This is a genomic window from Zobellia roscoffensis (genome assembly GCF_015330165.1).
Lineage (GTDB): Bacteria > Bacteroidota > Bacteroidia > Flavobacteriales > Flavobacteriaceae > Zobellia > Zobellia roscoffensis.
The window spans coordinates 4,230,734-4,242,686 of record NZ_JADDXT010000002.1 but is presented as its reverse complement, the minus strand read 5'-3'; the positions used below and the strand labels follow the sequence as shown (position 1 = coordinate 4,242,686).

Below are 11,953 nucleotides of genomic sequence, written 5' to 3'. Positions count from 1 at the left end.
AAAAAGAAACCCCCGTTAATTAACGGGGGTTTTGTATTGTAATGGATTATTGCTTATTCCCAAGAATCAATATGTTGGTTCATATCATCAAATTCATATGCTCCCACCATATCCCTACGGTACTTAATTGCTAATAGGGTTAGACCTAATAAAAATAAATGCAACAAGAATATCAATATACCAATAGGAAAAAAACTCGCAGGAATAATATGGTTTTCAAATTCGGAATAACTAACAAGAATATATAATGACTCTACTGTTTTAAACACATAGACGGCAAAAACGGCATACAATATGTATTCAATATTACGCATTTGCGGGTCTGTTAATTCGTCTTCCTTGATTTTAAACCAGAGTACATATAGAAAAGTGAAATGACATAAGGTCAACAACGGAAATATATAGTTGTTAGGTTTAAGAAGGTAAAAGGTATTAGTGTAAAGTCCGTAAAAGCTAAAAATAATAAGTATAGTTATGACAGCTATGGAAATATTTATTGTTCGTTTCCAGGGAAATATTCTTAAAATAAACTTCATAAAAAGTTGTTTTCCAGAGGTTGGGGGTTAATTTTGGAGACTAAAAAACGTCTTTTTTCCTACTTTATTTAAAATAATCGTTAAAGCGCAATATGCTTTGTTTAGTTTAACAAAACAATGGTATTATCAATATTCAAGATTTATGAACACCAATTTATTTTATTGTCTAATTTGCTCTTTTCGACAATATTATGAAATCCAACCTTTAGAATAGCAATATTTTGCAAATAAAACTAAAGCTATACTCACCACAATTATCATAACAGGTAAATATATAGCGCTAGATCCATACACTTCAAAAGTATTGCTTAGGAAAAATTGATACACATTTTGAGCAAGAACTCCTATTAAGGAAATAAAAAGAAGGGATTGTGACCATTTTTTTCTGAACAACAGTGCTATTGACCCTATTATTCCTGCCCAGACAGCAATTGCGTAGGCAGATGTTACCCAAATAGGTCTTGATTCATAAAGTAATCTTTGGTCTTGAGATAGTAGAGCTAGTTCTTCAACACTGATAAAAGCATCAGCTAAGTAAGCACAAACCCCCATTAAATTCCATATAAAGGCGAATATGCTTATAGCCCAAAACCATATGGAAGGTTTGGTTATTTGATTAGCAGTCATTTTTGTCGGTTTTATTGGTTGGCATCTACAAAGTACGAAAAAAATAGTAGCTTGGCCGTAAACAAAGAATTGCATGCAAATACCCCGTTATTGTTATTTAATACGCCTTCAATATTTAGGCTTCCGTTACAGTGGGTGGCAGAAACAGCCAGGTCAAAAAACAGTGGAGGCTATGCTAACAAAAACATTGAAATTTGTATTGATAGACCGGAAATTTAAAATTTTAGGAGCAGGAAGGACTGATGCAAAAGTTTCGGCTCTTGCTATGGTTGCAGAACTTTTTATAGAGGACGAACCTCTTGATGACCTAGACGGTTTTCTACAATTATTCAATAAAAACCTCCCTCCGGATATTAGGGCTTTAACCGTATCCGAAACTAGTAGTTCATTCAATATTATTCAAGACGCTAAAATTAAAGAGTATGTATATTTGTTTTCTTACGGAGAAAAGAACCACCCGTTTTGTGCACCTTTTTTAGCTAATATTTTAGACACGCTGAATGTTGAAAAGATGACAATAGGAGCGAAGCTTTTTGAAGGAGAGCATGATTTTAAAACGTACACGGCTCGTTTGCAGGAAAGCACCAAAACCAAACGGACCATACTTTCTTGCCAACTAAAGAAAAACAAACTTTTAAAAGCAAATTTCTTCCCTGAAAAAAGTTATGCATTACATGTTAAAGGAAAGGGGTTTATGCGGTATCAAATTCGTATGATTATGGGAGCATTGATTCAATTGGGGAAGGGAGATTTAACCTTGGTCGATATTGAAGACTCTCTAAAACCAGAAAGCACCGTTCAACTTACCTATGTGGCCCCGGGTTCTGGACTGTTGTTAAACCAATTAGATTTTGATTCCCAAGAAATATAATTGACCAACTTCTTGTTATATTTATAAAAAAATCATTGAATGGCCCGAAGAAAACCTCTGAGTAAAATCATTCCCAAAAGAAAATCTAAGTTCCATAAAAAAAAGGGTAAGGCCCCAGGAACTATTACCTATATGGGGAAGAGGGAAGGAGGAGCATCCGTTGTAAATATATTAGAATATAATGAGAGTAGTTTTAAAGAACATACTCCAGGCAATATTGATGAGATTGCTGCCCACAAAGACCCACCGGAAATATCTTGGGTAGATGTCATTGGTTTAAGCGATGAAATATTTATTGATAAAGTAGGTAAACGATTTGGTCTAAACCCTTTAGTACTTGAGGATGTTGTTGACACCAATCAACGTCCAAAAATAGATGAGTATGAAGGGTATATATTTGGGGTTTTTAAAATGCTTTATATCAATGAAGAACAGCAAATTGTGTATGAGCATGTAGCCATGGTCATGATGGAAAATTGTGTTCTTGTTTTTCAAGAGTTGGAAGATGATGTATTTAAGGGAGTACGAAATCGCATTACTTCAAAGTCAGGTAGAATACGTACCAGAGGTGCCGATTATCTGTTCTTTGCTTTGTTGGATGCTATTGTAGATAATTATTTTGAAGTCTTGGAGCACCTGAATGAGAAGATTGAACGTTTAGAAGAAGTTGTTTATGACCATCCCACACCTGAGGTTGCCCAGCAAATTCAGGAAGTAAAAAAAGAGGTACTCAAGATTAGAAGGTGGATTTTCCCTGTTAAAGAATTGATCAGTAGGTTAATAGATTCAGAGAATGAATTGGTGACTAAGGATACTAAAGTGTTTTTGCGCGATGCACTGGACCATTCTCTTGAAATTAATGAAAGCATTCAGATTTACCGTGAGATGTCCATGAGTCTTATGGAAATGTACATGAGCAATATGAGTAATAAAATGAACGAAGTCATGAAAGTGCTTACGATTATGGCTTCTATATTCATTCCGCTTACCTTTGTTGCCGGTATTTATGGGATGAATTTTGAACACATACCAGAATTGCAATGGGAGTATGGTTACTATTATTTTTGGGGACTTATGATTACGCTTTTTATAGGTATGATGATTTATTTCAAGAGAAAACATTGGCTTTGATAACGCCCAGTTCCTTATAAAAGTTATCCGTAATTTGTAAAACCGATTCCAAAATTTAAAGTACCGTTATGCGCAGATTGAAGAAATGGGGATTGATACTTGCTGTTTTGTATGTATTAATTACCATTCTAGCTTACACTTACCAAGAACGTTTGGTGTTTTTTCCCTCCACGATGCCCCTAAACCATACCTATGATTTTTGTCAAGATTTTGAGGAACTTAATTTTACTACTAACGATGGCGCTAGTTTAAATGCAGTTCATATCAAACAAGATAGTGCCAAGGGGGTTATTGTGTATTTTCATGGTAACTCCGGGAATATTTCACATTTGATACATGTAGCGAACCTTTTTTCAACAAAAGGTTACGAATCTATTCTTGTGGATTACAGGACCTACGGGAAAAGCACAGGAAAGCTTAGTGAGCAGGCGTTATATAATGATGCGCAACTTTTTTATAACTATGCTAAAAAACTATATAGCGAAGACGAAATTTTGCTTTATGGACGTTCTTTTGGCACTGGTATAGCTACTTGGCTGGCTTCAGAAAACAACCCTAACAGGTTGATTTTAGAATCACCCTTTTACAGTGCAGTATCATTAGGAAAGCATCGCTTTCCCTTTCTACCTATAGATTGGTTGTCCAATTTTAGATTTCCTTCTAATGAATACATCACAAAAGTAGAGTGCCCTATTTTCATTTTCCATGGAAAAGAAGATGTGGTCATACCATATGAATTCGCAGAGAAACTCTACGCGGCCATCCCCGGAAATAACAAACAATTCTTCACAATCAAAGAAGGCGGGCATAACTACCTCCAAGACTTTAAGGTTTTTAAAGAAGGGATGAGCAAAGCCTTAGACTAAATCAATCGCTTTAATCGAATAAATCAGAAGATAAGTATCGGTCTCCTCTGTCGCAAATGATGGAAACTATAGTTCCACTTTCTAGTGTATCTGCTAGTCGTAAAGCTGCTGCTGCTGCGCCGCCGCTACTCATTCCCGAAAATATACCTTCTTCTTTAGCCAATCTTATGGCCATTTCTTTAGCTTCAGCTTGACTTACCTCTATAGTTTGATCTACTTTTTTTGCATCAAAAATCTGAGGCAAATACTCTTTGGGCCATTTTCTAATTCCAGGAATGCTAGAATCATCGGTAGGTTGAACGCCAACAATCTGAATATCTTTATTTTGTTCTTTTAAATAGGTAGAGGTACCCATGATGGTCCCTGTAGTTCCCATAGCAGAAACAAAGTGGGTTATTTTTTGATCGGTATCTCTCCAGATTTCCGGCCCTGTAGATTGGTAATGCGCTTTCCAGTTATCATCATTAGAAAACTGGTTCATCATTACATACCCCTCATTCTTTACTTTATCTTCGGCATAATCCCTAGCACCTTCAATTCCAACACCGGCAGGGGTAAGGGTAACTTTTGCTCCATATGCTCGCATTGTTTGTACACGTTCAATAGTACTTTTTTCTGGCATGACCAATTCTATATCTAAACCGTAAATACCGGCAATCATGGCTAATGCAATACCTGTGTTTCCACTTGTAGCTTCAATGAGTTTAGAGCTTTTATCAAAATCTCCTCTATCAAGACCATTTTTAATCATGTTATAGGCAGCACGATCTTTGACACTACCTCCAGGATTGTGCCCTTCCATTTTAAAAAAGAGCTTAACATTAGGGTTTTTGTTCAATACTTTTGATTCAACCAAAGGGGTATTACCAATTAGGTCTAAAATACTATGAGACATGGGGAAGTGTTTTTATTTTAATTTCAGGTGTGTGAAAAACTGTTGAATTTGGAGGAACTGATGCTGTTAACCAAGCATTACCCCCAATAATGGAATTTTCTCCAATTACCGTTTCACCCCCTAGAATAGTTGCGTTTGCGTATATAGTAACATTGTTTTCAATAGTAGGGTGCCGTTTGGTGCTCTGCAAATGTTTGGCCACATAAAGTCCGCCCAAAGTAACCCCTTGGTATATTTTTACATGGTCTTTGATAATGGCGGTCTCACCAATAACAACCCCTGTTCCATGATCAATATGAAATGAATTTCCAATATCAGCACCTGGGTTTATATCTACACCTGTTTGCCTATGGGCATATTCCGTCATTAATCTAGGTACTAAAGGAAAACCTTCTGAATAAAGCTCATGTGCCAAACGATAAATGGCTATGGCATAAAAACCAGGATAGGCCATATATACTTCCTCTACGGATAATGATGCAGGATCACAGTTTACTGTTGCCTCTGCATCTAGATTTAGACGTTGTAATATGCTAGGTAGTTTTTCTACGTAATTCTCCCAGACTTTTTTACAAGGCTTATTGATGTCCCAACAAGCTAAATCAACTACACTATCAAAAAGTTGCTCTAGTTTGTCTAAATTTTTCTCCACAGGCGTGTCAATATCAAAGAGTGTGTAGAAAAGTAAATTGGTAAACTCTTCAACTTTTTCTTTAAGCCTGTATCTTAAGTTAGGCTGTTTCTTATGCCTGTTAATTTTGTCAATGATTGAAGTATGGTCCATATGCTATTGCTGAAAGGGCTAAATTACTCATAAATCTAAAAGCCGATTTCGTAAAAAGGTTAACTTTATCTAAAATAACAACATTTAGGTCGTATGTTAGATCCCATAATTACGAAAGAAACACTCAATTTTTTAATTCAGCTTAAAAAGAATAACAACAGAGAATGGTTTACAGAGAACAAACCAAAGTTTAAACGTCACGAACAGAGCGTTAAAGCATTTTTTGAAGGCGTAGCCACTAAACTTAACACTCATGATGAAATTGAAAAAACTAAAATGTTCCGGATTTATAGGGATGTTCGTTTTTCTAAGGATAAAACACCTTACAAAGCACATCTAGCAGGTTCTTTTTCCCGTGCAGGTGCCCAAAGGCGTGGCGGTTATTATTTGCATATAAAACCGGGAGAGTCCTTCTTGGCAACGGGTTTTTGGAATCCGAACAAAGAAGATTTGCTCCGGATTCGGAAAGAATTGGAACAAGATTCTTCAGAAATGCGGGAAATTATCTCGCAAGAGCATTTTAAGGAAGCGTGGGGAGAACTACAAGGTGATGAGCTTAAAACTGCACCTAAAGGCTTTGATAAGGCTCACAAGGATATTGATTTAATTAAAAAGAAGCAATTTATTTTCACCCGAAAGTTTACGGACAAGCAGGTGCTGTCTGCAAATTTCGCTGACGAAATTAATGAGACATTTATAGCCATCAGACCTTTTTTTGATTATATGAGTGATGTGCTAACGACAAATTTAAACGGAGAATCGCTTTTAGAGTAATACAGGTTCTTCAAAAAGCTGGACTTGGTCCTTTAAGCGGTCTATAACCATGTTCATCATGCGCTTGTTCAGTGCAGAAGAGTTTTTAATGTAGATTTCGTATTCTTCTACGGTAAAATGGCCAATTACAATACCTTTTAAGGAATTACGGAACTTAATGTCCTTTTGTATGGCATTCTCTATAAACTCAAAACGTTTTTCTAGTGAAAGCTCGTAAAAACTGTTTTTGTGTTTGGCTATATAATTTTTAAAAACGGCAATGAACATGAAATTCTGAAGCTTTAGAATAGGGCGAAAGGTTAGGTTTTGAAACCTTTCATTTTCGCTCATGTTATCAGAGATTTTTGCAGATGGAATTTCAGGACGAATACTTAAGAGATTGTGGGATCGATCACTCATGATACGGGTTTCTATAAAGATAAGGATTAAGCCGCCCAGCCCTTTTTGTGCTAAAATTAGTTTTTAACGAGGTTATGAACATTCTTACAAAGCAGTTACTTTGTAGCGGTAAAAAAATTGCTGAAGAGTATTTAAAATTATCTAAAAAATAATAGAATGAAGGAATCTATAAACCCATATAACGGAGATAAACTGTTTAACTTTAATGAATTGACTTATAATGAATTAGAGGGTAAGGTTAAAGTAGCACATGAATGTTATCTTGACTGGAAAGAGACCTCTTACGAAGAACGAACAAAGCTCATGTACAAGGCTGCGGAAGAACTAAGAAATGACAAAAGGAAGTATGGTGAAATTATAACTAAAGAAATGGGTAAACCAATTTCTCAAGCTATTGCCGAAGTTGAAAAATGCGCCTGGGCTTGTGAGTATTATGCAGAAAATGCAGAAAACCAATTACAAGATGAAATTATAGAAACAGATGCAGAGACCAGTTATGTGCATTACCAACCTTTAGGTGTAATTCTAGCGGTTATGCCATGGAATTATCCATTTTGGCAAGTTTTCCGCTTTGCGGCTCCTAATTTAATGGCAGGTAACGTGGGAATTTTAAAACATGCCTCAAACGTTATGAAATCTGCAGAAATGATTCAAGAGGTTTTTGAGAACGCAGGCTTCCCTAAAGGTTGTTTTCAAAACTTAATATTGAGTAGCGATAAAATTAAATCTGTAATAGAGAACGATTTGGTAAAAGCCGTAACCTTAACAGGAAGTAAGCCTGCGGGGTCTTCAGTTGCATCCATAGCCGGTGAACAAATTAAGAAAACAGTTCTGGAACTAGGGGGAAGTAATGCGTTGGTGGTATTTGATGACGCCAATTTGGATGAAACCATAGAGACCTGTGCTACAGCGCGTTTTCAGAATGTTGGTCAAAGCTGTATAGCCGGTAAGCGCCTTTTGGTACATAAAAGTATTGCAGAGCAGTTTACAAAGCTATTTATAGAAAGGGTGAAACGTTTTAAAGTCGGAGACCCTATGGAGGAAGATACCTATATTGGGGTAATGGCTAGAGAAGATTTAGCAAAAGACCTAGAAAAACAGGTGTCCGATTCCGTCGAAATGGGAGCGAAGGTCGTTTTGGGCGGGAATAGAAAGGGTACGTATTTTGAACCGACCATACTCTCTGGAGTTACTGCGGATATGCCTATTTTTAATGAAGAAACGTTTGGCCCAGCTATTGGAATTACTGTTTTTGACAGTGATGATGAGGCCGTTGAACTTTCTAACAATTCAGTTTTTGGTTTAGGTGTCAGTATATTTACTTCAGATAGGAATCGTGCTAAAAACCTTATCCCCAAGTTTAACGAAGGGGCTGTATTCGTTAATGAATTGGTGAAAAGTGACCCTAGGTTACCTTTTGGAGGGATTGGTATATCGGGATATGGGAGAGAACTGTCGTCACATGGAATTAAGGAGTTTGTGAACAAGAAAACGGTATACATTAAGTAGTCACTCTTTATTTTATATTTTGTTTGTAACTGTTTTATTGTAAGGTAGTTATGAGTTATTTTTTGCTGCTATCGGATAGATCAGGAGAGCAGTTGCAATTAACGATTAATATTAAACAATTAAACTTGTTCATTTTTGAAACGTTTGTATCTTGTAAGAAATATTAACCGCTATAAACAACTAAATTCAGATGTGTAAATTTTTAGTAATGGCATTATTGGTCGTATCCGCTACTACCTATGCCCAGAAAATGAAAGTAAAAGAAGGGGATATAAAAAACCTCAAGGATATTTCTGCCTATACCTTGGAATTTGACTACAGCAATCTGGAAATTCCAAAGTTCGATTCTGAAGAAGATTTTTTAGCTGATAAAATGGCTAAACGAGAGGAAAAAGAAGCTGGTACGGGTGAAAAATTTAAAGAATCTTGGTTTGCGGACCGCGAGGAGCGTTACGAGCCTAAGTTTATTGAATCTTTCAATAAGCGTTTTGATGATGGTGAAGTAAGCGTTTCTATGGATGCTGCTGATTATACCATGAAAATACATACCACTAAAATCTATGCCGGCTATAATGTGGGAATAGTTAGAAAAAATGCCGAAATATCTACTGTTATTACGGTGTATGAAACAGCAAATCCAACTAATGTGTTATTAGAAGGTACGTATGAAGATGTTCAGGGCTATGGCGCAATGGGCAATGATTACAATAGTGGCTACCGTATTTCGGAATGTTACGCTAAACTTGCTAAAAACATTGCAGGGTATATTATTAAGAAGGCATTGAAGTAATACCAGTAAATATATTATTTTAAGAGCGGCTATTTTAATAGCCGCTTTTTTCTTTAGGTAAAGTGCCACATTGCCATTCAGTAAGAATAAATTTAGAATTGAAAATTTATTTAAGATGAAATTTGGAAAAGTAGACCATCCGGAAAATATTGATTTTACACTACCTGAGGACCATGTAACTACTGCTGGAGTACTATCTAAGGTTGATGAAAACCAACCTTTGCAAATTTCCGTAGGGTGTGCCAAATGGAACCGTCAAGATTTGAAGAATTTTTATCCGCGCGGAACAAAAGATGAGCTGGTCTACTATAGTTCTCAATTTAATTGCATAGAATTGAATGCAAGTTTCTATCGCATATTTCCCGCCGAACAGTACACCAAATGGTATGATAAAACCCCGGAGGGGTTCACATTTTTCCCGAAAATCTCTAGAGATATCAGCCACCTTAGACGTTTGAACGAAGCCTCTCTGCCCATTGTAGATAGGTATTTGGAAAACACCTCAAACCTAAAAGAGAAATTAGGGACTATCTTTTTACAAATGCACGATAATTTTGGGCCAAAAAACTGGGATAGGGTGGTGCGCTTTGTAGAATATTGGCCCAAAGAGTTTCCTTTAGCTATGGAATTTAGGCATACAGATTGGTTTAATGAAGAAAAAGTAAGTCAAGAACTGTATCACCTTTTAGAAGAAAACAACATAGCCAATATAATTGTGGATACGGCAGGGCGCAGGGATATGTTACATATGCGCCTTACCAACAACGAAGCTTTTATTCGTTATGTGGGCGCTAATCATAGTAGTGATTACAACCGGTTGGAAGATTGGATTGAAAAACTGGATAGTTGGAAAAAGCAGGGGTTGAGAAACATTCATTTCTTCGTGCATCAAAATATGGAATTGGAGTCCCCTTTATTATCGGCACAATTTATTGACAAATTGAATAAAAAATGGGACACAGACCTTCAAATTCCGAAAACGCTTCAAGATTCTTCGGGTAAACTATTTTAGGGTTTGTTTGTTTCTTAATTTCGCATAAAAATTCAACACTCTTAAACCATTAGTAACATGAGATTTCATTCTAGAAAATGGGTTAAACCCGGAGATTTAAATGCCAACGAGACCTTATTTGGTGGTCGCGTATTGGCATGGATAGATGAAGAAGCTGCATTGTACAGTATTATTCAATTAGAAAACAAAAAAGTGGTCACCAAGTACATGTCAGAAATCAATTTTATGAGTTCTGCTGTAAAAGGTGACATTGTAGAAATTGGTATTGAAGTTGTTAAGTTTGGCAAATCTTCATTAACCTTAAACTGTGAAGTTAGAAATAAAATGACTCACGAAACCATTGTTACCGTAGATAATATTATCATGGTAAACCTTGATGATGATGGTAAACCTAAGCCTCATGGAAAAACAAAAATTGAATATGTTGTAGACCGTTTGGCTACGGAGGATTAAGGTTTTTGCATGTTTTTGGCTATAGCTTGGACTTCATCTAAGACTCTCAACAGATTTTCGCCCCATAATTGGGCAATTTCTTCTTCGGTGTAACCACGTTTTACAAGTTCAAGGGTAACATTAAAGGTTTCAGATGCATCTGACCATCCTTTGATACCGCCACCACCGTCAAAATCAGAACTAATGCCTACATGGTCAATACCTATTAAATTGACCATGTAATCTATATGATTTACAAAATCTGAAACATCTACCATGGCCGGTGCATCAGGAGCTTTGTCTGCGATAGAAATCGCAATTTTTTTCACTTTGGGATAATTCTTCATGAAAACTTCTTTTTGAGAATCGGTCAATGAAGAAAACTGATCTCTTCTATACCATTCTACTCCCATAGAATCTGCAACTTTTTCTAATATGTTTTTGATGTAGGCATTATAGGCCTCATCTTTTTCCGTATTTAAATATGAACTAAAAGCTACGGTCTGTACTACACCACCATTTTCCTTCATGAGTTTTAACTGCTCGTCATCTAGGTTTCTACTGTGGTCGCACAAGGCTCTTGCAGAAGAATGTGAAGCTATAATTGGCGCCTCAGAAAGTGCAATCATCTGTTTCATAGCTTCTTTGGAGGGATGAGAAACATCCACCATAATGCCCAGTCTATTCATCTCTTTTACAGCTTTTTGACCTAATTCACTTAAACCATTGTGGAGCCATACGCTATCTTTCTCGCCGGTATTGGAATCACTAAACTGACTGTGGCCATTATGCGATAATGAAATATAGCGTGCTCCTAAGTCATAGTACTTTTTAAAATTAGCTAAATCATTGCCCATGGGGTACGCATTTTCAACACCGATCATGGCTACCTTTTTGCCGGAATCATGTATGCGTTTTACATCTTCTGATGTTAAAGCGAGTTCTATTTTTTCAGGCGCAATTTCTTCGCATAAACGATGTATAGATTCAAATTTAGAAATAGCATTTTTTTCAGCTTTGGCATAACCTTCATTTGTTAAAGTGTCTTGACCGGTATACACTATAAGCCATGTAACATCCAATCCACCTTCATCCATTTTTGGCAGATTAATTTGTGTTTCTAGGCGTTGGGTATAGTTAAGGCTGTCCGTAAAATTATGGACATTGATGTCATTATGAGTATCTATTGTAATTACTTTTTCATGTATTCGTTTTGCCTTTTCCAGTATGGATTCTTGTGTTTTCTCTTCTACTTTCTTATTGGTTTGGCCACAGGACAGAAAAGACAGAATGCTTAAAAAACAGATAAAATGCTTCATATTAATAG

The 11,953-nt window shown here is 36.3% G+C and carries 14 protein-coding genes; 8 read left to right on the top strand and 6 right to left on the bottom strand.

The features are described 5' to 3' along the window. Positions 1-53: 53 nt before the first annotated feature. Together IWC72_RS17235 and IWC72_RS17230 are read right to left on the bottom strand one after the other, a co-directional pair. A complete protein-coding gene (locus IWC72_RS17235; protein ID WP_194530639.1) occupies positions 54-536 on the bottom strand; it encodes a hypothetical protein in 483 nt (160 codons plus the stop codon). Between the two features lie 189 nt (positions 537-725). Beyond that, entirely contained in the window at positions 726-1,163 is a 438-nt protein-coding gene (locus IWC72_RS17230) for a hypothetical protein (RefSeq protein WP_194527418.1), read from the bottom strand. Positions 1,164-1,335: 172 nt separating this feature from the next. On the opposite strand from IWC72_RS17230, the gene IWC72_RS17225 reads away from it, so the two are divergent. The 3 genes from IWC72_RS17225 to IWC72_RS17215 all read left to right on the top strand — a co-directional run bounded on the left by IWC72_RS17225 (position 1,336) and on the right by IWC72_RS17215 (position 4,031). Continuing rightward, positions 1,336-2,034, top strand: a complete 699-nt coding sequence (locus tag IWC72_RS17225) for a tRNA pseudouridine synthase A (protein ID WP_317171418.1) — start codon at positions 1,336-1,338, stop codon at positions 2,032-2,034. 39 nt (positions 2,035-2,073) lie between these two features. After that, a complete protein-coding gene (corA, locus tag IWC72_RS17220) occupies positions 2,074-3,165 on the top strand; it encodes a magnesium/cobalt transporter CorA (RefSeq protein WP_194527416.1) in 1,092 nt (363 codons plus the stop codon). A gap of 68 nt (positions 3,166-3,233) precedes the next feature. After that, entirely contained in the window at positions 3,234-4,031 is a 798-nt protein-coding gene (locus tag IWC72_RS17215; protein WP_194530638.1) for an alpha/beta hydrolase, read from the top strand. 10 nt (positions 4,032-4,041) lie between these two features. On the opposite strand, the gene cysM is transcribed toward IWC72_RS17215, so the two are convergent. Then, the gene (gene cysM, locus IWC72_RS17210; protein ID WP_194530637.1) at positions 4,042-4,926 is read right to left on the bottom strand and encodes a cysteine synthase CysM; all 885 of its coding nucleotides are present in this window, start codon (positions 4,924-4,926) and stop codon (positions 4,042-4,044) included. After that, the gene (epsC, locus tag IWC72_RS17205; protein ID WP_194527413.1) at positions 4,916-5,710 is read right to left on the bottom strand and encodes a serine O-acetyltransferase EpsC; all 795 of its coding nucleotides are present in this window, start codon (positions 5,708-5,710) and stop codon (positions 4,916-4,918) included. Before epsC ends, cysM begins: the two co-directional genes overlap by 11 nt. Positions 5,711-5,803: 93 nt before the next feature. On the opposite strand from epsC, the gene IWC72_RS17200 reads away from it, so the two are divergent. Next, positions 5,804-6,484 (top strand): DUF2461 domain-containing protein, encoded by a 681-nt coding sequence (locus IWC72_RS17200; protein ID WP_194530636.1) that lies wholly within the window; start codon positions 5,804-5,806, stop codon positions 6,482-6,484. Here the strand turns inward: IWC72_RS17200 and IWC72_RS17195 are convergent. Continuing rightward, the gene (locus IWC72_RS17195; RefSeq protein ID WP_194530635.1) at positions 6,476-6,883 is read right to left on the bottom strand and encodes a glyoxalase; all 408 of its coding nucleotides are present in this window, start codon (positions 6,881-6,883) and stop codon (positions 6,476-6,478) included. The two genes, IWC72_RS17200 and IWC72_RS17195, sit on opposite strands and share 9 nt — an antisense overlap. Before the next feature lie 156 nt (positions 6,884-7,039). Between IWC72_RS17195 and IWC72_RS17190 the strand changes: the two genes are divergently transcribed. From IWC72_RS17190 to IWC72_RS17175, 4 genes are all read left to right on the top strand, one after another. Further along, entirely contained in the window at positions 7,040-8,392 is a 1,353-nt protein-coding gene (locus IWC72_RS17190; RefSeq protein ID WP_194530634.1) for an NAD-dependent succinate-semialdehyde dehydrogenase, read from the top strand. Between the two features lie 190 nt (positions 8,393-8,582). Beyond that, complete coding sequence (locus IWC72_RS17185; RefSeq protein ID WP_194530633.1) at positions 8,583-9,182, top strand: hypothetical protein; 600 nt, start codon at positions 8,583-8,585, stop codon at positions 9,180-9,182. Between the two features lie 115 nt (positions 9,183-9,297). Beyond that, on the top strand, positions 9,298-10,194 hold the full coding sequence (locus IWC72_RS17180) for a DUF72 domain-containing protein (protein WP_194530632.1): 897 nt from the start codon (positions 9,298-9,300) through the stop codon (positions 10,192-10,194). Positions 10,195-10,251: 57 nt separating this feature from the next. Next, positions 10,252-10,647: an acyl-CoA thioesterase gene (locus IWC72_RS17175; protein WP_194527407.1), complete on the top strand. Its 396-nt coding sequence runs from the start codon at positions 10,252-10,254 to the stop codon at positions 10,645-10,647. On the opposite strand, the gene IWC72_RS17170 is transcribed toward IWC72_RS17175, so the two are convergent. Continuing rightward, on the bottom strand, positions 10,644-11,945 hold the full coding sequence (locus tag IWC72_RS17170; protein WP_194530631.1) for a dipeptidase: 1,302 nt from the start codon (positions 11,943-11,945) through the stop codon (positions 10,644-10,646). The two genes, IWC72_RS17175 and IWC72_RS17170, sit on opposite strands and share 4 nt — an antisense overlap. Positions 11,946-11,953 lie beyond the last annotated feature (8 nt).